Raw genomic sequence first — 20,558 nt, 5'->3', positions numbered from 1 at the left:
CCTCACTGCACCGCGGCGGACAGGAAGGCGCCCCGCCCGATGGCGACGGTCCGGCCGTCCTGGTCGAGCACCTCGGCCTCGGCCACCGACACCTGCCTGCCGGGCCGGATCAGGCGGCCGATCACCCGCAGGTCGCCCGGCAGCGCCGCGCGCAGGTAGTTGACGGTCAGGTCCACTGTGGGCACGCCGCGGCCGATGGTGCCGGTGAGCGCCCAGTCGGCGGCGAGGTCCAGCAGCGAGGCCAGGATCCCGCCGTGCGTGGCGCGGGTTTCGTGGTTGCCGACCCACTCCTCGCGCCAGCGAGCGGTGAGTTCGATGCGGTCCTTGGTCAGCTCGACGACCCGCAGGTCCAGCCACTGGTGGTAGGGCGCGGCCCGCAGCAGTTCCTCGACGTCGGAGGCGGTCAGCCCGGCCATCACTCGTCGCCCCACGGGTCGACGACGATCTTGCCGATGAACTTGCGGTCTTCCAGCCGGGCCAGCCCCTCGCGGGCCCGGGACAGCGGCAGGACCTGGTCGATCAGCGGCTCGTAGTCGCCGGCCGCCACGCCGTCCAGCAGGGCGCGGAAGTCGTCGCCGGTGAAGCCGTTGGAGCCGATCACCTGGAGCTCGAAGGTCCAGATGTAGCGCAGGTCCTCGGTCGGGTCGTAGCCCGCCGTGGCGCCGCAGACCAGGATCTTGCCGCCGAGCTTCACGCAGCGCAGCGTCGGTGCCCAGGTGTCGCCGCCGGTGTAGTTGATCACCACGTCGACGCCGGTGTCGTAGCTGTAGCGCTGCGGCTTGCCGTGGTGCTCCTTGACGTAGTCCAGGAAGCTCTCGGTCTTGTAGTTGACGACCTCGTCGGCGCCGATCTCCTTGAGCTTCGCGCCCTTCTCGTCGTCGCCGACGGCGGCGATCACGTGCGCGCCGAGCTTCTTGCAGAGGATCACCGAGGCGGTGCCGACGCCGCCGGAGGCGCCGAGGATCAGCACCTTGTCGCCGGCCTTGACGGTCTCCTTCGCGACGATCATCCGGTGCGCCGTGCCGTAGGCCACCGGCAGCGCCGCGGCCTGGGCGTACTCGACCTCGTCGGGCAGCGGGATCAGCTGCTCGGCCGACACCAGCGCGTACTGCGCGAGGCCGCCGTCGAGGGTCTCGCCCATCAGGCCCCGCTCCGGGTGGATCGGGTGCACCAGCACGCGGTCGCCGACGGACCAGCCGGTCACGCCCTCGCCGAGCTCGGCGACGTCGCCCACCAGGTCCAGGCCGATGACCACCGGGAACGGGATCTTGATGCCCGGCATGCCGCGGGTGGTGAAGATGTCGTGGTAGTTGAACGACGTCGCCCGCACCTTGATCACGACGTGACCGGGGGTGGCGGTGGGCTTCGGGTGGTCGTCGCGCAGGCGGAGCTGATCGAGGTCGCCGTGCCCTTCCAGGACCAGCGCGCGCATCGTGTCGGTCATCGGTGGTGCATTCCCATCGGTGTTCGGTTTTCGGTGCGGTTCAGCGGAATTCGACGAGCCCGTGCTCGCCGGAGATGGTGAGGGCTAGCCCGGCGGGGCCGGTGGCCAGCCGCAGCGAGGTGCCGATCGCCGTCAGCACCGGGCGCACGCGGTCGGGATCCGGGTGGCTGCCGGTGAACGACACCAGCTCCACCTCCGGCGGTCCGACGGCCGGTGAGGTCGTGGTGCCCCAGTCGATGAGGAACGGGACGACGCCGTCGGGCAGCCCGTTCGGCGGTTCGGTGAGGCGCCATTCGAGCAGCTCGCCGGCGGTGGTGCGGCGCTGTCCCGGGCCGACCGGGCCGATGTGCGCCGCGGCCTCGTCGATGTCGGCCGGGTGCACCGCCCAGGCGGCGACGCGGGGTTCGCGCAGCGCCGCCAGCCCGAAGGTGAGGGCGTCGTCGCCGACGGTGCGGTCGGGGTCCGGCCCGATGATCTCCAGGTAGCTGTCGCCGCCGAAGGAGACCAGGTAGTTGCGGGTGCCGCGGTCCGGGTGGGCGCCGCCCGCGGCGGGCCGCACGCCGGTGCGGGCGGTGAACTCGGCGACCGTCTCGTCCAGCGCCGGCGTGGCGATCACGACGTGGTCCAGTCGCGGCGGGATCGCCGGTGTCTCCGTTTCGCCCATCGGTTCGTCCTCCGTCCGGATGCGTTGCGTGCATCCTCTGCCGCGGATGTGTACACGTCAAAGATTTGTGTATACGTTCCACCATGTGAACGTCCGCAACGTCGCGCGCGAGCGTTCCTGCAGTTCAGGACAACGAAAAACGGCCCCCACCGGATGGTGGGAGCCGCTTGCGGGGAGTGCCCGGGGCGTTACTCGAAGCGCGAGGTGTCGCCGGCGCCGCGACGGACGATCTCCGGCTCCGGGCCGGAGAAGTCGATCACCGTGGTGGGTTCGGTGCCGCACTCGCCGGAGTCGATCACGGCGTCCAGGACGTGGTCGAGCTCGTCCTTGATCTGCCAGCCCTGCGTCATCGGCTCCTCCTCGCCGGGCAGCAGCAGCGTGCTGGACAGCATCGGCTCGCCGAGCTCGGCCAGCAGCGCCTGCACCACGACGTGGTCCGGAATGCGCACGCCGACGGTCTTCTTCTTCGGGTGCATCAGCCGGCGCGGAACTTCCTTGGTGGCGGGCAGGATGAACGTGTAGCTGCCCGGCGTCGACGCCTTGATGGCGCGGAACACCGCGTTGTTGATGATCACGAACTGGCCGAGCTGCGCGAAGTTCTGGCACACCAGGGTGAAGTGGTGCCGGTCGTCGAGGTGCCGGATGGCCCGGATCCGGTCGATGCCGTCCTTGTTGCCGAGCTGGGCGCCGAGCGCGAAGCACGAGTCCGTCGGGTACGCGATGAGGCCGTTGTCGCGGACGATGTCCACCACCTGCCCGATCGCGCGCCGCTGCGGGTTCTCCGGATGCACGTCGAAGTACTTCGCCATGCTCAGAGCTTAGGTCGACCCGCAAGTCCGAGCTCAATGGCGTGGCGGATTCGTCCGACCAGCAGGAATGCGACGTCGACGTGGTCGGCCACGGTGAGGTCTCAAACCTGCCAGATCCCGGCCCCGGTCGTTGCTGCACTGGTGCGCATGGAACCGTTGTCCACAATCACCGCTGCGACCGGAACCCCCGCAGCACCAACGCGATCGTCGTTGCTCGGTTGGCTCGGCGTGGTCGCCGTGATGCTGGGGATCTTCTCGATCGTCACCATCGAGATCCTGCCGATCGGGTTGCTGACGTCGATCGGCGCCGACTTCGCGATCTCGGACGGGATGGCGGGGCTGATGATGACCATGCCGGGCTTCCTCGCGGCGATCTCCGCCCCGCTGGTCACGGTGGCGACCGCGCGCATCGACCGCCGGCTGATGCTGAGCGGCTTCATGGCGCTGCTGGCGCTGGCGAGCTTCCTGGCCGCGGTCGCGCCGGACTACTGGCTCGTCCTGGTCTCGCGGGTGCTGGTGGGGATCACCATCGGTGGTTTCTGGTCGATCGCGGCCGGCCTGGCCGGGCGGCTGGTGCGCGCGGAGTCGGTCGGCCGGGCGACCGCGGTGATCTTCTCCGCGGTACCCCTTGGATCCGTGCTCGGGGTGCCCGTGGGCACGTTCATCGGGGATCTCGCGGGCTGGCGGGCGGCTTTCGCCGTGATGGGCGCGCTGGTAGCGGTGGTGTTCGCCATGCTGCTCGCGGTCGTTCCCGCGATGCCTCCGGTTCAGGTCACCCGCTTGAGCGTACTTCGCGGGATGTTCCGCAGCGGCAACACCCGCTTCGCGCTGCTGCTGACGTTTCTCGTCGTGCTCGCCCACTTCGGCGCTTACACCTACGTGACGCCGTTCCTCGAACAAGTCACCCGCGTCGGCCCGGGTCTGATCACGGCCTTTCTGCTGGCGTACGGAGTCGCCGGAATCGTCGGGAACTTCGCCGGAGGGGCGATCGTGGCGCGTCGTCCACACGCCGCATTCGGGATCGGGGCAGGCATGATCGCCGGGGCGACCCTGCTGCTGCCGGTGCTCGGCCGGTCCGGCGTCGGTGCGGTTGGGCTGCTCGTCGTCTGGGGCATCGCCTACGGCGCTGTGCCGGTCGCCTCTCAGACGTGGTTCGCGAAGTCCGCCCCGCACGCGCCGGAAGCGGCGTCAGTGCTGTTCACCGCGTCGTTCCAGGCAACCTTCTCCGCGGGAGCCTTGGTCGGCGGTGTCATCCTGGACCGCACGTCCCCGTCGACGGTCATGGTGCTCGGAGGTGCGACGGCAGCCCTGGCGGTGCTGGCGACGTGGCTGCACTTCGCAATGCGCGTTCCTTGGCCCAAGGCCGACTAGAGAAGTCCGCCAGGATCCGGGCCAGGTGAGCGGAGCTCCTTCCGGGCGCGCGCCGCTCACCTCACGCTCGATCAGCTGCCGATCACGTCCAGTCCGTCCCGGATCCCCACCGAAGATCAGATCAGGCCTTCGGACAGCAGCGCGGCGTGCAGGCCGGCGATCGTCTCCGGACGGCGCAGCGGCGCACCGAGCGCGTGCTCAGCCCGGGTGAGCCGGTAGCGCACCGAGTTCGGGTGCAGGTGCAATGCCTCCGCCGTGGCCGTCGTGTCGAGGTCCGCGCCCAGGTAGGCGACGACCGTTTCGAACAGCAGCGGTTGCTCCCGCAGCCCGGCCAGGAAATCGCCCGACTTCGCCGCGATCTCGGCACTCGGCAGCCGGGCGATCAGCCAGTTCGCCAGGGACAGGTCCGAGAAGTCCGCGACAGTCAGCTTGCCGGGCGCCGCGGTCATCCGGCCGAGCACGAACTCGGCGTCGGTCAGCGACTCCTTCGCCCGCCCCAGCGAGCGCACCGCGCGGCCGACGCCGACCTGCCCCGCCGGCAGCGATTCGACCGAACCGACCAAGGTTTCTCGCTCGCCCTGGGCGAAAACGACGACATCGGCACCACGCGCGGTGGCCAGGAACGGCATCCGGGCCGCGTTCAGCGCCGCCTCCACCTGGCCCAGCGCGGAGCGGTTCCCGGCCGGCCGGTAGAGCAGCACGCGGCAGTCCGAGCCGAAGTCGAAGCCGACGATGCGGGCCCGCCGGTCCAGGTCTCCGTCGCCGTTCGCGGTGGCCCCGTGGAAAAGCGCACTTTCGAGCAGATGCCGGCGCTGTGCGCGGAGTTCCGCAGGTTCGTGCTCCCGAGCCACGTACATCACGCCCAGCAGTTGGGCCGCCGAGCGCAACACCGGCAGGAGCTGCGCCCCGTCCCCGTCCCGGGCTTCCCGGACCAGCCAGCCGAACATGTAGGGCCCGGTTCGCACCGGCAGCGCGAGGTACCGCAGGTCGCCGACGCCGACTTCCGCCGGGCCGTTGGCCGGCCGCGCGTGCAGGGCCTCGCGCAGTTCCCTGGCGTGCAGGTGGTCTTCCGGCCAGTTCGGGCGGCCATCGGTGCGCAGCAGGATCACTTCGGTGCCCACCAGCGGTTGCAACCGCCGCAGCAGCGCGATCTCGGGGGCTTCGGCGTGCGCGAGCGGGTCGTCCTCCTCCACGCCCATCAGATATTCCTGGGTTTGCAGCACCCGTTGCAGCAGTTCCGGGGAGGAGCTCAGCACCTTCTGCTGCACGAAGCCGATCACGTCCCGGTGCGGCGTCTCCAGCGGCACCTCGATCACCGGGAACCCCAACCGGTCCGCCTCGTCGAGCAGTGCCGCCGGGACCCGCCGCGTGACGATGCCGGTCGCGTAGCCGAGCGCGGCGATGTCGGACCCCGCGAGCTCCCGGACCAGCGCCCGCTGCTCCGCCGGCTTGCGCTGGATGCGCATGCCGGTCGTCAGCAGCAGCCAGTGCGGCGGCACCCACCGCGACGGGTTGGCGATCTCGATCGCGTGCGCGCCGTCGATCTGGCGGGCGGGGCCGGTGTCGGCCGCGGTCAGCAGCCGCAGCCCCAGCCCCGCCTCGGCGAGCAGGTCCGCGAGGCGCAGCGGGCCGTCATCGGGCAGGATCCTCACCCGCCCATCCTGCACATGGCGGATGGCGTTCAGGCAACCACCGGATCACGCGTGCGCCATCCGAGATTGCCGAGCAGCCGGTCATTTCCGCAGGTCGTCGAGCGTGGTTTCCGGGGCGATCCGGGCGCCGTCGATGCGCAGCTCGACGATGGCCGGGAGGCCGGCGGCGAAGGCGCGGTCCAGCGCCGGACCGACCTGCCCGGTTTCCTCGACCAGTTCGCCGTGCCCACCGAAGGCTCGGGCGTACGCGGCGAAGTCGGGGTTCACCAGGCGCGTTCCAGATTCCCGGCCGGGATGCCGCAGCGCCTGGTGCTGGCGGATCGTGCCGTACATGCCGTTGCTGACCACGATGATCACCGGCGCAGCGCCCTCGGCGACGGCCGTGGCGAACTCCTGGCCGTTCATGAGGAAGCAGCCGTCTCCGGCCACCGACACGACCCGTCGCCGCGGATGCCGGATGGCTGCGGCCACCGCCGCCGGGACACCGTAGCCCATCGAGCCGTTGCGCGGCGCCAGCTGCGCGGGATAGGTGCGGTAGGACAGGTAGCGCTGCGCCCACAGGGCGTGGTTGCCCGCACCGAACGTTACGACGGCGTCGGCCGGTAGGCGCTTTTGCAGCTCCGCCATGGCGATTCCGAGGTCCAGCCGATCATCGACCGGTTGCGGCGTGCGGTACCACTCGAAACGTTCGCGCAACTCGCGCGTTCGCGCGGCCCACGGTCGCTCGTCGGGTGGCGACGTCGCGACCATGGCCCCGGCGAAGGCCGCCGGGGTGGCGAGGAACCGGTACCGCGGCCGGTGGATCGCGGCATGTCCTTCCGGGTCCGGCAACACCGACACGACCGCGGCGTCCGGCCGCACCAGCGACCAGCCGTCCGAGGCCACGTCGCCGAGCGGGGTGCCGACCGCGATCACGACATCCGCGTCGGCGAGTGCGCGAGCGGTTTCCTCGTCGCGGCCGAAACCCAGGAACCCCGCGTAGGAGGCCGATTCGTTGTCCAGGAGGTCCTGGTGCCGGAAGTCGGTGACCACCGGCAGCTCCCAGTTCTCGGCCCACTGCCGGATCAGCGCGGCTGCGCCGGGTTCCCACGGCGAACCGCCGAGCACCACCAGCGGCCGCCGGGCGTCGGCGATCAGGTCCGCCACCGAGTTCGCCTGGTCGGCGCCGATCGCCGTTCGCGGCAGCGGGAACGGTTCCCCGTCCCCCACCTCGACGGCATCCCGGAGCATGTCCTCCGGCAGCCCCACCACGACCGGACCGGGGCGACCGCTGCGCGCGATGAGGAAGGCCTGCGCGAGCAGCTCGGGGATCCGGCCGGCCCGGTCGATCGTCAGCACGGACTTCGCCGATGCGCCGAACGTGCGAGCCAGGTCGAACTCCTGGAACGCTTCGCGATCGCGTTCGCCGCGCGGGATGAGGCCGACGAACAGCAGCAGCGGTACCCGGTCCTGCCAGGCGGTGTGCAGGGCGACGAGGGCGTTCGACGCGCCCGGCCCTCGCGTCACCAGGCACACCCCGACGCCGCCGGTGAGCCTTGCGTCCGCGTCGGCCATGTACGCCGCGCCGCCTTCGTGGCGGCAGACGACGAGCCTGATCGGCGAGTCGTGCAGCGCGTCGAGCACCTCCAGATAGCTCTCCCCCGGCACGCAGAACGCCGTGGTGACACCGTGCTTCTCCAACTGCGCGACGACGAGTTCGCCACCGCTGCGGGCCGTGTTCACCGTTCGCTCCTCCCATTCGCTCGCTGGGCTTGGAATCACACTGCGTCCCATTCGGGGGCGCGGCGGCTGACGCGGTGCGCGCCCGCGGAGCCGACCAGCGTGATGAACGCGATCAGCGCCAGCAGCAGCGCGGGTCCCCACGACTGCCCGCCGGTCGCACCCAGCGCCCAAGTGCCGGCGAGCGGCCCGAATCCGGCCAGGATGTTCGCCAGCCCGACCGACAGGGCGACACCGCTGTAGCGCAGCCGGGCCGGGAACATCACCGACAGCGCGACGCCGATCGGCCCGTACGGGATGGAGATCGCGCCGATGCCCAGCGACACACCGGCGATCACCAGCACCGGGACCTTGGTGTCGACCAGCCAGAACACCGGGAAGGCGACCAGCACCGAGATCGTCGCGCCGATGACGCACACCTTCGCCGCGCCGATCCGGTCGGCGAGGCGGCCGGCGACGATGATCACCAGGATCTCGACCACGGCGCCGACGAGCGTCGCGTTCAGCGCCAGCGTGCTGCTGAGCTTCAAGCTCTTCGAGATGTAGCTGATCATGAAGGTGGTGAGCACGAAGAACGCCGCAGTACCCGCCAGGTACGCCGCGCCGCCGATGATCAACCGGCCCCACGCGGTGCGGATCGTCTCCAGCACCGGCAGCTTCTCCTCCTTCTGCTCGGCCAGCGCCGCCCGGAACAGCGGCGATTCCTCCACCTTGACCCGCAGGTACAGCGCGATGGCCAGGAGCACGAACGCGGCCAGGAACGGCACCCGCCAGACCCAGGACTGGAACATCTCTTCGGGCAGCAACGTCAGGACCGCGAAGACGCCGGAGGAGACCAGGGTCGCCGTCGGCGAGCCGAGCTGCGGCACCGCCGCGTAACGCCCGCGCTGCTCCGGTGGGGCGTGCTCGATCGCCAGCAGCGCCGCGCCGGTCCACTCGCCGCCCGCCGAAATCCCCTGCAGCAGCCGGAGCACGGCCAGGATGATCGGCGCCGCGATCCCGATGGTCTGGTACGACGGCAGCAAGCCGATGAGCCCGGTGGCCACCCCCATCAGCGTCACGGTGCCGATCAGGGCCGCCCGGCGGCCGAGGCGGTCGCCGATGTGGCCGAAGATCACCGCCCCGACCGGCCGGGCGACGAAGCCCAGCGCGAAGGTCACCAGCGAGGCGATGACGCCGATCACCGGGTCCAGCGCGGGGAAGAACAGCGCCGGGAAGACCAGGGCGGCCGCCGTTCCGTAGATGAAGTAGTCGTACCACTCGAGGGCGGTGCCGAAGTACGTGGCCAGGGCGATCCGGCGGATCTCCGCGGACCGGTCCGGCTTCGTGGCCGGTTCGGCGGCTGTCGCCTCGGGCATGGGCGGTCCCTTCACGGGCGAGCACTGGATGCCGTCGACGGCGTGCTCGGCCTGGCAGCGGAATGCGATGGGGAAATGCTCAGCACCTCGCGCGGCGCTGTCATTGGCGAAAGCGAGAAACAAACCGCGGCTATTGGTGGATCCACCACTGGTGTTTCCGCGTGCGATGCGCAGCGGACGATCCCGGCCGGAAACAAGGTCTTCACCCGATCCCGCATCGTTCGGCTATGCTCGGCGCCGACGTCGGCGAACTTTGGTCCACAGTGGAGCGATGTGCCGCTTTCCCGGCCGGTGGACGGATTTCGGAGAAACGATGAAGATCGATCTGATCCTGCGCAACGGTCAGGTGTGGACGATGGGCGAGCCGGGACGCACCCATGCGCTGGGCATCCTCGGCGGCCGGATCGTGGCGGTCGGCGACGACATCGCCGGCCTCGAAGCGGACCGAGTGGTCGATCTCGGCGGTCGCACCGTCGTCCCCGGCTTCCACGACGCCCACGCGCACACCGGCCGCTTCGGCCTCGGGCTCACCCAGTTGGACCTGTCGGACGCCACCGGCCTCGACGACATCTACCAGCGGGTGGTCCGCCGCGCGGCGGACCTGCCGGAGGGCGCCTGGTTGATCGGGCACAGCTACGAGCCCGCCGGATACGGTGGCGGGCACCCGCGGCGCGCCGACCTGGACCGGATCGCCCCGGCCCACCGCGTCTGGCTGAAGCACCGCAGCGAGCACATGGGCGTCGGGAACACCTTGGTCCTCGAGGACGCCGGGGTGTTCGGCATCGACCAGGTGCGCGGCGGGATCATCGAGCGCGACGGCGCGGCCGAGCCGACCGGGCTGCTGCAGGAGCAGGCTCAGGCACTGGTCAACGACCTGCTGGTGCCGGTAGCGGTCCGGGAGCTGGTCGAGGCGATCGGCGCGGCGCACCAGCGGTACGTCACCGAGGGTCTCGTCGCCTGCCAGGAAGCGGGCATCGGCGGCGGCTGGATCGGGCTGAGCCCGGTCGAGCTGGCCGCCTACCAAACCGCGCTTCGCGAAGGGAAGCTGCGCGTCCGGACGACCCTGATGCCCGCCTACGAAACATTGCGGGAACTCAACGGACACGACACCGACGAGCTCGAACTCGGCCTCGACCTCGGGTTGACCACCGGACTCGGCGATCCGATGCTGCGGCTGGGCGCGGTGAAGATCTTCGCCGACGGCGCGTTGGCCAGCCGCACCGCCGCGATGACCGACGAGTTCTCCAACGAGCCCGGCAACCGAGGTGTGCTGCAGCTGGAACCCGAAGAACTCCGCGACCGGATCATCGGCGCGCACCGCTCGGGCTGGCAGGTCGCCACGCACGCCATCGGCGACCGTGCGGTCGGCCTCGTCATCGACGCCTACCGGGAAGCCTTGACCCGGTGGCCGCGCCCGGACGCCCGCCACCGCATCGAGCACTGCTCCGTGACCACGCCCGAACACGTCAGCGCGCTCGCCGAGCTGGGTGTCGTCCCGGTGCTGCAGAACTACTTCATCCACACCCTCGGCGACGCGGTGCTCGCCAACGTCGGCCCGCAACGCCGCGACTGGGTCTACCGGCTCCGGTCCCTGCTCGCCGCCGGGATCCCGGCGGCAGGCAGCTCCGACCGGCCGGTCGCGGACGGCGCGCCGCTGAAGGCGATCCAGCGCATGCTGACCCGCCGCACGGCCGACGGGCAGGTCTTCTCCCCGCACGAAGCGGTTTCCTTCGAAGATGCGCTGCGCTGCTACACGGTCAACGCCGCGCACAGCGCGTTCCTGGAGCACCAGCTCGGGGCGCTCACCCCCGGCAAGCTCGCCGACGCGGTCGTGCTGGCCGAAGACCCGACGGCGGTTCCCACCGATTCCCTCGACCAGATCGGCATCGCGGCGACCATCATCGGCGGCAAACCCGCCCACGACCCCGACGCCCTGCTCGGCTGATGCCCGGGCTCCCACGTCGGCCCCGCACCTGATCATCCACTGTGGCCGGGAATCCGGGATACGCCGCGCGACCGCACCTATTGACCCAGACGAGTGACCCCAGTTACATTCCCGCCGAAAAAGGGATTTCTGCCCGGACGGCGGCCATGCGCTTGTCCGAACACCGCCGAACGGCACGGAAGGCGACCGCATGAGTCAGGCGACGCGGCCTGAGCACGACGACGAGCTGCCCGATCGCGGCGCCGCGAAGACCGATGTCGGCGAGATCGTCGCCGCGCACGACGAGGAACGCCCGGCCCGGCAGCTGTCCCGCCGGCCGGACCTGCTCGTCTACCTGGTCGCCCTGGCCGTCGCGGTGCTGGTGCTCAAGCAGGTCTTCTACCCGCTCACCAAGGGCAACCAGTACTACCTGGTCATCTTCCTCGGCTGCACGCTGCCGCTGGTGTTCCTCTGCTACCGGCCCGGCGGCCGCCGCCCGAAGGGCGACCGCGACGACCCGGCCTGGTACGACTGGGCGCTGTCGGCGATCGCGCTGCTCGTCGGGTTCTACCCGGTGCTCCCGGTGCCCTCCGGCGGATTCGACGCGTTCCTCGACCGGCAGGGCAGCCTGTCCACGTTGGACATCGTGGCCGGCGCGCTGCTGCTCCTGCTCGTCCTCGAAGCGACCCGGCGCACCACCGGCTGGATCCTGCCGGTGATCTGCGCGGCGTTCATCGGCTACGCCTACTACGGCGGATTCCTGCCGCAGAACTGGGGAATCGCGCACGCGGGCGTCGACTTCAGCCAGATCATCAACGCGCTCTACAACGACGCCAGCGGGTTCTACGGCACGCCGCTGGACGTCGCGGCCAGCTACATCGTGCTGTTCACCATCTACGGCGCGGTGCTCAACGCCTCCGGCGCGGGCCAGTTCTTCGTCGACTTCTCCTTCGCCGCGTTCAAGCGCTCCCGCACCGCGCCCGGCCGCACCACGGTGCTGTCCGGGTTCCTGCTCGGCACCGTCTCCGGTTCGGGCACCGCGACCGCGGTGAGCCTCGGCGCGATCACCTGGCCGATCCTGCGGCGCGCCGGGTACCCGAAGGAGCAGGCGGGCGGCCTGCTGGCGGCTTCGGGCATCGGCGCGATCCTGTCCCCGCCGACGCTCGGCGCCGCCGCGTTCATCATCGCCGAATACCTGCAGACCTCGTACCTGACGGTGCTGATCTGGGCCACGATCCCGACGGTGCTGTACTACCTCGGCATCGTGTTCGCGGTGGAGGCCGACGCCCGCCGCTTCGGCGCCAAGGCGGTCGAGACCGAGCACGCCAGCGCGTGGCGGCTGCTGCTGCGCGGCGGATACCACTTCCTGTCCCTGGCCATCATCGTGGTGTTCCTCGCCCTGGACATCCCGCCGTTCGCGGCGGTCGTCTACGCGACCGGCGTCGCCGCGGTGTTCGCGCTGATCTCCGGGCTCGTCCGGGCCGAACACGGCCCCGGCGCCGCGGCGCTGAAGTGGTTGCGGGACATCGTGGACGCGCTTTCCGCCGGGGTTCGCGGCGCGCTGCCGGTGGTCGCGGTGTGCGCGGCGGCCGGGATCATCACCTCGACCATCACCAAGACCGGGCTGGGCCAGGAGCTCGCCGACGCGCTGGTCCAGGCCGCGCAGGCGCTCACCAGCAACCCGACCGCGATCCTGGTCCTCACCGTGGTGTTCTCCGCGCTCGCCGTCGGCGTGCTCGGGCTCGCGGTGCCGGTCACGGCGTCGTTCATCATCGCGTGGGTGGTGATCGGGCCCGCGCTCGGCGCCCTCGGCGTCGCCGACGCGGAGCGGGCCATGTTCATCTTCTACTACGCGGTGCTCTCCGAGGTGACGCCGCCGACCGCCCTGGCCGCGGTGGCGTCCGCGGCGATCACCGGCGGGCGGATCACCGGCACGATGATGCAGGCCTGGAAGTACACGCTGCCCGCGTTCCTGGTGCCGATCGCGTTCGTGCTGACCGACAACGGATCGGCGCTGCTGCTGCAGACCGACCCGCTGACCGTCCTGTGGGTCGCGGCGGCGTCCATCGTGGCCGTCGCCGCGCTGAGCGTGGTGACCGGCGGCTGGCTGGCCGGGCCGGTGCGCCTCCCGGTGCGCCTGCTGTTCGTGCCCGGCGCGCTGTGCCTGCTGTACCTGGAGCCGCCGGTGGTGGCCATCGGCGTCGGCTGCTGCGTGCTGGGGCTCGTCGCACAGCTCGTCCTGCGCCGCAGGGAAACGATCAAGGAGGTTCGTGATGCGGGTTAAGGCATTGCTGGTGGCGGCCGCGGCGGCGACGCTCGTCGTGTCCGGCTGCGGCGGCAAGCAGGTGCAGGACAGCCAGGCGGGCGCGGGAGCCTGCGAGGCGGCGGACGGCCGGTTGACGATCGCCACCGGCAACACCGGCGGCGTGTACTACGTCCTCGGCGGCGGGCTCGCGCAGCTGATCAGCAACAACACGAAACTGCGCGCCACCGCGGCGGAAACCGGCGCGTCGGTGCAGAACATCCAGCAGCTGGTGGCCGGCGACTACGACATCGCGTTCACCCTCGCCGACACCGCCGCCGACGCGGTGCAGGGCAAGGCGAGCTTCGAGGGCAAGCCGCAGAAGATCCAGGCGCTGGCCCGGATCTACCCGAACTCGACGCAGGTCGTGGTGCGCGCGGACGCGGGCATCAACAGCGTCGCCGACATGCGCGGCAAGCGGATCTCCACCGGTTCGCCGAAGTCCGGCACCGAGGTCATCGCCAACCGCGTGCTGTCCTCGGCCGGGCTGAACCCGGACACCGACATCCAGGCGCAGCGCCTGGCGCTGGGCAAGGCGGTGGACGGCATGAAGTCCGGCACCGTCGACGGCCTGTTCTGGTCCGGCGGCCTGCCGACCCCGGAGATCACCGACCTGACGACGTCGCTGGGCGGCGCGGTGAAGTTCGTCGACATCACGCCGCAGCTGGGCGCGATGCAGCAGATCAGCCCGGTCTACGAGGCGAGCACGATCCCGGCAGCGACCTACAAGCTGCCCGCGGACGTGCCGACGATCGCGGTGCCGAACCTCCTGGTGGTCCGCGAGGACTTCCCGGCGGGCAACGCCTGCGCGATCACGAAGCTGATCTTCGACAAGCGGGCGGACCTGGAGCAGGTGCACCCGTCGGCCAAGGAGATCACGAAGGACAGCGCCGCCAAGACCGACCCGATCCCGCTGCACCCGGGCGCCGAACAGGGCCTCGCCGGCTGAGGCCCGCCGCTACAGCAGGCCGCGCTTGGCGGCCTGCACGCCGGCCTGGAACCGCGTCGTGGCGCCGAGCCGGTCCAGCAGCGCGGCGATCCGCCGGACGACGGTCCGGCGGGACAGGTGGAGGCGGCGGGCGATGGTTTCATCGGTCGCCCCCGCCGCCATCAGCATGATGATGCTGCGGTCCCGGTCGGAGAGCTGGTCCTGCTCGGTCTCGGTCGACACCGGCATCGCCAGCGTCCACAACGTTTCGAAGAGCCCGCACAACGCGTTGAGCAGCCCCGAGGCGTGCACGACGAGCGAGCCGTCCAGCCCGGTCCGGTCGGGCTCGGGCACCAGCAGCGCGATCTGGTCGTCGCCGATGGTCAGCTTCACCGGCAGTTCGGACAGCAGCCGGACGTTCTCGCCGAGGTCGGCCATCCGGGTCATCGCGGCGAACAACTCCGGGTCGTCGTAGACGTTCTGGCTGTAGATCGTCCGGTAGCGCACCCCCTCGGCCATCCGGCCGGCCTGGATCTCCTCCTGCGCGCGGAAGTGGTGCGGCTTGCTGTAGTACGGCGGCCGGTCCAGCCAACGCACCTGCTCGGTCGCCTTGTCCTGCAACCGGGTCGTGAGCATGATCAGCCGCGCCGGGTGCTCGACGGGCTCGACGTGCCGCGAACAACCCGTGCCGCTGCGGGCCTGCTGGTAGAGGCGGTCCAGTTCGGCGCCAACCTGCCAGAGCTTGAGCCGCCGGCTCTCCTCCTCGCGCAGCACCATCGACATGGCCTGGGCCGGCGGCGCGGCCTCCCACAGGTCGGTGCCCCGGCCCACCTCGACGACCAGGTCCAGTTCGGCCAGTTCCCGCAACGCCTTTCGCACCGCCGCGGGCGCGAGACCGGTGTCGTGGGCCAGGAACTCGCGGTGCAACCGTCCTCGCGTGGTGAGCGCGCGGTAGACGCGGCCCTGATCGCTGTCGGCGGCGAGGACGTCGAGCACGTGAACCTTCCGGCAGAGCGGGACGACCCTTTTGTCCGGGAAGCCTAGAACGCCTGATCGAGCGTGGTCAACGCGTTGCGGCAACGAGGTGATCACGCCCTCGCGCGCTGGCGCAGTTGGGCGATGGCCCGTTTGAGCCAGCGCGAAGATCTGGCGGAACCGGGATCGATCTTGACACGATCGCGACTCGCCGGGGGGCTTTTCGGCGAGGAGGCGGGAATGTTCACTTCGAAACTGGCGGCATCGACGGCCGCTCTGACCCTGGTGCTCACCGGCGCGTCGGCCATCCCGGCGGTGGCCCTCACGGCCGGTTCCGCGGCACCGGCCGTGATCGTCCGGGCCAACGGCGAGCACGTGCTCGACGTCGACTACCAGGTGCAGGAGACCGGCTACTGGTGCGGGCCCGCGGCGACCCGGATCGCGTTATCGGCGCGCGGGATCTACCGCAGCCAGGCGGATCTGGCCGCCGAACTCGGCACCCACACCGGCGGCACCGACTGGATCGGTCAGGTCACGCGCGTGCTCAGCGGCTACGCGGGCTGGTACGAGACCAAGGAGATGCCCAACGATCCGCCCACGCAGGCGCAGAAGGACCTGCTGTGGAACGACATCGTGGTGGACATCGACAACGGCTACCCGATCGTCGCCAACATCGTCGCGCCGCCCGGCAACCAGCCGCCCGGGTACCCGTCGGACCAGACGATCTACCACTACTTCACCGTGATCGGCTACAACGACGTCGACCGGACGGTGCTGATCGCCGACCCGGCGTCCTTCAGCGGCAACCAGATCTACTGGCTAACTTTCGACCAGCTGAGCACGCTCATCCCGCCGAAGGGCTACAGCGCCTGAGCCGGATCAGCCGCAGGTCGCGAGCATTTCCTGGAGCGCCTTCTGCTCCTGTTCGGTGACCGTCAGGTCGTAGGCGCGCTTGACCGTGATCCAGCTCGTCGCGTAGCTGCACCAGTTCGCGCGTTCGGGCTTCCACTGGGACGGGTCCTGGTCGCCCTTGCTGCGGTTGGAACTCGCGTCGACGGCCACCAGCTGCGGCAGCTGCATGTCGTTGGCGAACTGCTCGCGGCGCTGGTCGTCCCACTTGTTCGCGCCGCTGCGCCAGGCGTTCGCCAGCGGCACCATGTGGTCGATGTCGATCGCCGACGGGTCGGTCAGCTGCTGGCCGTTGTAGGCGCTGGTCCACGTGCCGGCGGTGGCCTCGCAGGCGTTGTTGGTGCGGACGTTCTGGCCGTCCCGCGCCAGCACCGCCTCGCGGGTGTTGCAGTTCTTCCCGGCTTCCGGCTTCGTGGTCCAGTGCTTGAACCGCTCACGCGAGTAGCCGTCCATCGATCCCGCCGGGGCGACGCGCAGTTCGGCGAGCTGCTCCCCGGCGGGGCCGGTGGTGGCGCTGACCTTCGCGTCGAAGATGCCGGACTCGAACACCACCCACATCAGGCCCAGCAGCGCGACCGCCACGATCGACGTCCACACTGATTTCTTGGCAGCCATGCGTCTCCCCCCGGCCCGGTGGTGTGTCGCCGCCATTCGATCATCCCGCGGTGCCGCCGCTCACTCCGCCGGGCGGGTAATGTGGCGCGGCACACCGCTGGTCAGCCGCTCGTCCGCGCCTGCGGGACGTAGCGCGGGACGTAGCGCAGCAGCAGGCCCGCGCCCAGCAGCCCGAGCAGGCCCATGCCCGCGCCGGCGAACCCGATGCCGGCCACCGCGGTCAGCCCGGACACGGTGACCGGCCCGACCGCCTGCCCGAAGTCGCCGGTGAACCGCCAGGCGCCGAGGAACGGCGCCGGGCCGGGCTGCGGCGCGAGGTCCGCGCCGAGCGTCATCAGGATTCCGCTGCTGGTCCCGTTCGCCAGCGCCAGGAACACCGCGACGATCGCGAAGGTCGGCACGTCGTCCACCGCGAACAGCACGAGGTGCCCGACGGCCAGGCCGGTCATCGACGGCACCGCCGCCCACATCCGGCCGAAGTGGTCCATGATCTGGCCCGACGTGTAGGACAGCGCGAAGTCGATGCCGCCCGCGATGCCGATGATCAGCGCGGTGGTCGACGGCGACAGCCCGGCCGCGACCGCCACCATCGGCAGCACGACCATCCGGGACGCCCGCAGCCCGCCGATCAGCGCGGCGCAGGCCCCCATCCGCACCAGCACGCCGCGATGGTGCACCAGGGTGGTGAGCAGTCCCTGGTGCGCGGGCCCGGCGGCCCCCTCGCCGCCGGTGCCGAGGTCCTTCGTGCACAGCAGCAGGACCACCGAGGCGAGGGCGAACGCGATGTGGAGCAGGAACACCGCCCGCTTGTCGGGCGTCACCATCAGCACCAGCACCGCGAGGAAGGGACCGATGAAGTAGCCCCCGCGGAACACCCCGCCGAGCACGCTCAGCGCCCGCGCCCGGTAGCGCAGCGGCACGGCCGTGGTGATGTACGCGTGCCTGGCGAGCGCGAACACCGCCGTGGACAGGCCGACGAGGAACACGCACGCGCCCAGCATCCACGGAGTCGTCGAGAAGTAGCAGCCGACCAGGCCCAGCACCGACACGATCGCGGCGCCGATCATCGCCCGCCGCTCGCCGAGGCGGTGCACCAGCGCGCCGCTGGGCACGTCGCCGACGAGCTCCCCCACCATGATCATGGCGGCGATCAGGCCCAGCGTTCCCAGGTCCGCGCCCTGGTCGGCGGCGATGAGCGGGATCATCGGGATGATCGCGCCCTCGCCGGTGGAGAACAGCAGGGTCGGCCCGAATGCCGCGAGCGCAACGGTTCTCAGCTCGAACGAGCGCTCACCCATCGTCCACCCATCTCCGCGCGCCGGGCATTCTTGGTCAACTTACTTGACGAACGGCGCCGCGCACGCACCGCCCGATCAGATCGCGAGGACGTCCGCGAGCCGGGCGCGCTGCTGGTCCGGGGTGCCGAGCAGCAGTTCCGACGTCTTCGCGCGCTTGTAGTACAGGTGGGCGTCGTGCTCCCAGGTGTAGCCGATGCCGCCGTGCAGCTGGACGGTGTCGGCCGCCGCCTCGAAGTACGCCGGCGACACGAGCACCTGCACCATCGCCGCCGCCAGCGGCAAATGCGCGCGGTCCTCGTCGGCGGTCCAGGCCGCGTGGCGCACGGCGGAATGAGCCTGCTCCCAGGCGCTGTACATGTCCGCGCAGCGGTGCTTGACCGCCTGGTAGGAACCGATGGCGCGACCGAACTGCACCCTGACCTTGGCGTACTCCACCGTCATCTCCAGGACCCGCTCCATCCCGCCGAGCTGTTCGGCGGCGAGCGCGACCGCCGCGGTGTCCCGCACTTCGGCCAGCACCGCATCGGAGTCCTCTGTGGACAGCTGGCGCGCCGGGGCACCGGCGAAGTCCAGCCGCGCGATCCGCCGGGTCGGATCCAGCGTCCGCAGCGGCGTTCTCGTCACGCCGTCAGCGCCGTCGACCCGGAACCACGAACCGCCCTGCTCGGTCCTGGCGCACACCAGCACGAAGTCCGCGATGTCGCCGGAGATCACCTGCGGCGCGCGGCCGTCGAGCACCCACGAGCCGTCCCGCCGGGTGGCCGTCGGCGCCGACTCCGCGTCCCAGGCAACCGCGCCGATCAGCTCGCCGGCCGCCAGCCGCGGCAGCAGTTCCGCCTGCGCTTCGGCATCGTCCAGCGCCAGCAGCACATCGGTCGCCAGCACCGCCGACGCGAGGAACGGCACCGGCGCCAGGGCTCGCCCCAGCTCCTCCAGCACCACGGCGCGCTCGACGTGCCCGGCGCCGGATCCGCCGTGCTCCTCGGGCACCACGAGCCCGGTCGCACCGAGTTCACCGGCCAGCCGCCGCCAGAGCCCGGCGTCGTGGCCATCGCCGTCGATCAGCTCGCGCACCCGCGCGGGCGGCGCGTGCTCGGCCAGGAACTTACGGACCGCGGACCGGAGTTCTCGTTGCTCGCGGGTCAACACCAGCTGCATTGCACGCTCCTCGGAGGTCTTCGGCGGTCGTTCGGGTCACGCGGGACGCTGGGTGCCGACCTTCAGCTCCCGGAACGGGACGTCGCGGTCCACCTGGGGCTCCTTCGGCAGGCCGAGAATCCGCTCCCCGATGATGTTGCGCTGGATCTGGTTGGAGCCGCCGGCGATGCTCGACGCGGGCGTCGAGTTGATCGCGATCGCCATCTCCTCGGCGGCCGCGTCGCCCGGTTCCCAGGCCGCGAGCTCCGGACCGGCGATGAGACCGGCGGTGTCCACCGCGCGCCACAGCAGCAGCGCGCCGGCGAGCTTCGACACCGAACCGCGGGCGCCGGGCGGCGATCCCGCCTCCGCTTCCTGCCGCAACCGGCTGTTGAACAGCCCGAGAGCCTTCTCCTGGGCGTAGATCTCGGCCAACCGGCCGCGCACCACCGGATCTTCGGCGCGACCATGGCGGCGGGCGAGCTCCACCAGGTTGTCGTAGGACAACGGGTCGCTGCCGCGCCGCACCGAGCCGCCGATCGACACCCGCTCGTGCCCGAGCATGGTGACCGCCGCCAGCCAGCCGCCGCCGACCTCGCCGATCACCGAATCGGCCGGGATGCGCACGTCGTCGAAGTAGACCTCGTTGAACGGCGCCCGGCCGGTCATGTCCCGCAGCGGCCGCACCGTCACGCCGGGGGCGTGCATGTCGATGATGAACATGGTGATGCCGCGGTGCTTCGGGACGTCCGGGTCGGTGCGGGCCAGCAGCGCGCCGAAGTCCGACCACTGCGCGCCCGAGGTCCACACCTTCTGGCCGTTGATCACCCATTCTCCCCCGCTCTCGGCTTCGCTCGAGCGGGAGGTGCCCCCAGCTTCGCGCACCGCGCGGGTCTGCAGGCTGGCGACGTCGGAACCCGCGCCGGGCTCGGAGAACAGCTGGCACCAGATCTCGTCGCCGCGCAGCAGCTTCGGCAGATAGCGCGCCTTCTGCTCCGGGGTGCCGAGGTCCAGCAGCGTAGGGCCGCACATGCCCATCCCGACCATGAACGGCGAGCTCGGCAGGTCGTAGTGGGCCGCCTCCGCGTCGTACGCCTGCTGCTCGGCGGCGGTGCGGCCCTGCCCGCCGAACTCGGCCGGCCAGGTGATGCCCGCCAGGCCCGCGTCGTAGGCGGCGGCCTGGAACCGCTTGGCCTCCTCGAGCACCTCGGCCGGGGCGCGGTCGCCCAGGGATCCCGGCGCGTTGGCGGCCAGGAATTCGCGTGCTTTCGCGCGGAACTCGTCGACGTCCATGTGCTCTCCCTCCACCCCGGCGGTGCGGTGGCAGCGAATCCGTCACCGCCGACTGTAACCGAACCGGAGCCAGCTGAACATGTTCTATTTTTAAGTCCATAGTGGACCTCAAGGCCGGGTGACCTGCGTTGCGCGCCGGACTTTTCCACGGTCCCGGCCG

Annotated in this window: 17 protein-coding genes; 5 read left to right on the top strand and 12 right to left on the bottom strand. The window is 70.9% G+C overall.

What is annotated here, in order from left to right; genetic code table 11:
- Positions 1–2: 2 nt before the first annotated feature.
- The 4 genes from AB0H93_RS35250 to AB0H93_RS35235 form a co-directional block, all read right to left on the bottom strand.
- Positions 3–431 carry a PaaI family thioesterase gene (locus tag AB0H93_RS35250; protein ID WP_358579057.1) on the bottom strand — a complete coding sequence of 143 codons (429 nt, stop codon included), beginning with the start codon at positions 429–431 and terminating at the stop codon, positions 3–5.
- Positions 416–1,444 (bottom strand): zinc-binding dehydrogenase, encoded by a 1,029-nt coding sequence (locus AB0H93_RS35245; protein ID WP_358579055.1) that lies wholly within the window; start codon positions 1,442–1,444, stop codon positions 416–418. Before AB0H93_RS35245 ends, AB0H93_RS35250 begins: the two co-directional genes overlap by 16 nt.
- A 40-nt stretch (positions 1,445–1,484) precedes the next feature.
- The gene (locus tag AB0H93_RS35240; protein ID WP_358579053.1) at positions 1,485–2,108 is read right to left on the bottom strand and encodes a VOC family protein; all 624 of its coding nucleotides are present in this window, start codon (positions 2,106–2,108) and stop codon (positions 1,485–1,487) included.
- 188 nt (positions 2,109–2,296) lie between these two features.
- The gene (locus AB0H93_RS35235; protein ID WP_093274135.1) at positions 2,297–2,917 is read right to left on the bottom strand and encodes an L-threonylcarbamoyladenylate synthase; all 621 of its coding nucleotides are present in this window, start codon (positions 2,915–2,917) and stop codon (positions 2,297–2,299) included.
- 147 nt (positions 2,918–3,064) lie between these two features.
- Here AB0H93_RS35235 and AB0H93_RS35230 point away from each other — a divergent pair, with 147 nt between their 5' ends.
- Positions 3,065–4,288 carry an MFS transporter gene (locus AB0H93_RS35230; protein WP_358579049.1) on the top strand — a complete coding sequence of 408 codons (1,224 nt, stop codon included), beginning with the start codon at positions 3,065–3,067 and terminating at the stop codon, positions 4,286–4,288.
- Positions 4,289–4,404: 116 nt separating this feature from the next.
- Here the strand turns inward: AB0H93_RS35230 and AB0H93_RS35225 are convergent, their stop codons facing one another.
- The 3 genes from AB0H93_RS35225 to AB0H93_RS35215 all read right to left on the bottom strand — a co-directional run bounded on the left by AB0H93_RS35225 (position 4,405) and on the right by AB0H93_RS35215 (position 9,017).
- Positions 4,405–5,940 carry a PucR family transcriptional regulator ligand-binding domain-containing protein gene (locus AB0H93_RS35225; RefSeq protein WP_358579047.1) on the bottom strand — a complete coding sequence of 512 codons (1,536 nt, stop codon included), beginning with the start codon at positions 5,938–5,940 and terminating at the stop codon, positions 4,405–4,407.
- An 81-nt stretch (positions 5,941–6,021) separates the two neighbouring features.
- Positions 6,022–7,662: a thiamine pyrophosphate-binding protein gene (locus tag AB0H93_RS35220; RefSeq protein ID WP_358579044.1), complete on the bottom strand. Its 1,641-nt coding sequence runs from the start codon at positions 7,660–7,662 to the stop codon at positions 6,022–6,024.
- 35 nt (positions 7,663–7,697) lie between these two features.
- Positions 7,698–9,017, bottom strand: coding sequence for an MFS transporter (locus tag AB0H93_RS35215; protein WP_358579042.1), 1,320 nt, complete (start codon positions 9,015–9,017; stop codon positions 7,698–7,700).
- Between the two features lie 313 nt (positions 9,018–9,330).
- On the opposite strand from AB0H93_RS35215, the gene AB0H93_RS35210 reads away from it, so the two are divergent.
- The 3 genes from AB0H93_RS35210 to AB0H93_RS35200 all read left to right on the top strand — a co-directional run bounded on the left by AB0H93_RS35210 (position 9,331) and on the right by AB0H93_RS35200 (position 14,192).
- Complete coding sequence (locus AB0H93_RS35210; RefSeq protein WP_358579040.1) at positions 9,331–10,962, top strand: amidohydrolase family protein; 1,632 nt, start codon at positions 9,331–9,333, stop codon at positions 10,960–10,962.
- 190 nt (positions 10,963–11,152) lie between these two features.
- Complete coding sequence (locus AB0H93_RS35205) at positions 11,153–13,225, top strand: TRAP transporter fused permease subunit (RefSeq protein WP_358579038.1); 2,073 nt, start codon at positions 11,153–11,155, stop codon at positions 13,223–13,225.
- Positions 13,215–14,192: a TAXI family TRAP transporter solute-binding subunit gene (locus AB0H93_RS35200; protein ID WP_358579036.1), complete on the top strand. Its 978-nt coding sequence runs from the start codon at positions 13,215–13,217 to the stop codon at positions 14,190–14,192. The genes AB0H93_RS35205 and AB0H93_RS35200 overlap by 11 nt, the downstream gene beginning before the upstream one ends.
- A gap of 9 nt (positions 14,193–14,201) precedes the next feature.
- On the opposite strand, the gene AB0H93_RS35195 is transcribed toward AB0H93_RS35200, so the two are convergent.
- The gene (locus tag AB0H93_RS35195) at positions 14,202–15,167 is read right to left on the bottom strand and encodes a helix-turn-helix transcriptional regulator (protein WP_358579033.1); all 966 of its coding nucleotides are present in this window, start codon (positions 15,165–15,167) and stop codon (positions 14,202–14,204) included.
- Positions 15,168–15,386: 219 nt separating this feature from the next.
- Between AB0H93_RS35195 and AB0H93_RS35190 the strand changes: the two genes are divergently transcribed.
- A complete protein-coding gene (locus tag AB0H93_RS35190; protein WP_358579030.1) occupies positions 15,387–16,019 on the top strand; it encodes a C39 family peptidase in 633 nt (210 codons plus the stop codon).
- 6 nt (positions 16,020–16,025) lie between these two features.
- Here AB0H93_RS35190 and AB0H93_RS35185 read toward each other — a convergent pair whose 3' ends face one another.
- The 4 genes from AB0H93_RS35185 to AB0H93_RS35170 all read right to left on the bottom strand — a co-directional run bounded on the left by AB0H93_RS35185 (position 16,026) and on the right by AB0H93_RS35170 (position 20,398).
- Entirely contained in the window at positions 16,026–16,670 is a 645-nt protein-coding gene (locus AB0H93_RS35185; RefSeq protein WP_358579028.1) for an HNH endonuclease family protein, read from the bottom strand.
- A gap of 101 nt (positions 16,671–16,771) precedes the next feature.
- Positions 16,772–17,968, bottom strand: coding sequence for an MFS transporter (locus tag AB0H93_RS35180; protein WP_358579026.1), 1,197 nt, complete (start codon positions 17,966–17,968; stop codon positions 16,772–16,774).
- Between the two features lie 75 nt (positions 17,969–18,043).
- Positions 18,044–19,126 carry an acyl-CoA dehydrogenase family protein gene (locus AB0H93_RS35175; protein ID WP_358579023.1) on the bottom strand — a complete coding sequence of 361 codons (1,083 nt, stop codon included), beginning with the start codon at positions 19,124–19,126 and terminating at the stop codon, positions 18,044–18,046.
- A gap of 36 nt (positions 19,127–19,162) precedes the next feature.
- Complete coding sequence (locus tag AB0H93_RS35170) at positions 19,163–20,398, bottom strand: acyl-CoA dehydrogenase family protein (RefSeq protein ID WP_358579020.1); 1,236 nt, start codon at positions 20,396–20,398, stop codon at positions 19,163–19,165.
- Positions 20,399–20,558: the final 160 nt, after the last annotated feature.

Source organism: Saccharopolyspora sp. NPDC050642, from assembly GCF_040654735.1.
GTDB lineage: Bacteria > Actinomycetota > Actinomycetes > Mycobacteriales > Pseudonocardiaceae > Saccharopolyspora > Saccharopolyspora elongata.
The sequence above is the reverse complement of the archived record's forward strand: the minus strand, read 5'-3'. Positions and strand labels throughout refer to the sequence as shown.

Coding starts and splice junctions, on each gene's coding strand:
- AB0H93_RS35245 (WP_358579055.1), bottom strand. CDS start 1,444: ATGACCGACACGATGCGCGCGCTGGTCCTGGAAGGGCACGGCGACCTC.
- AB0H93_RS35240 (WP_358579053.1), bottom strand. CDS start 2,108: ATGGGCGAAACGGAGACACCGGCGATCCCGCCGCGACTGGACCACGTC.
- AB0H93_RS35235 (WP_093274135.1), bottom strand. CDS start 2,917: ATGGCGAAGTACTTCGACGTGCATCCGGAGAACCCGCAGCGGCGCGCG.
- AB0H93_RS35230 (WP_358579049.1), top strand. CDS start 3,065: ATGGAACCGTTGTCCACAATCACCGCTGCGACCGGAACCCCCGCAGCA.
- AB0H93_RS35215 (WP_358579042.1), bottom strand. CDS start 9,017: ATGCCCGAGGCGACAGCCGCCGAACCGGCCACGAAGCCGGACCGGTCC.
- AB0H93_RS35210 (WP_358579040.1), top strand. CDS start 9,331: ATGAAGATCGATCTGATCCTGCGCAACGGTCAGGTGTGGACGATGGGC.
- AB0H93_RS35205 (WP_358579038.1), top strand. CDS start 11,153: ATGAGTCAGGCGACGCGGCCTGAGCACGACGACGAGCTGCCCGATCGC.
- AB0H93_RS35200 (WP_358579036.1), top strand. CDS start 13,215: ATGCGGGTTAAGGCATTGCTGGTGGCGGCCGCGGCGGCGACGCTCGTC.
- AB0H93_RS35190 (WP_358579030.1), top strand. CDS start 15,387: ATGTTCACTTCGAAACTGGCGGCATCGACGGCCGCTCTGACCCTGGTG.
- AB0H93_RS35185 (WP_358579028.1), bottom strand. CDS start 16,670: ATGGCTGCCAAGAAATCAGTGTGGACGTCGATCGTGGCGGTCGCGCTG.
- AB0H93_RS35180 (WP_358579026.1), bottom strand. CDS start 17,968: ATGGGTGAGCGCTCGTTCGAGCTGAGAACCGTTGCGCTCGCGGCATTC.
- AB0H93_RS35175 (WP_358579023.1), bottom strand. CDS start 19,126: ATGCAGCTGGTGTTGACCCGCGAGCAACGAGAACTCCGGTCCGCGGTC.
- AB0H93_RS35170 (WP_358579020.1), bottom strand. CDS start 20,398: ATGGACGTCGACGAGTTCCGCGCGAAAGCACGCGAATTCCTGGCCGCC.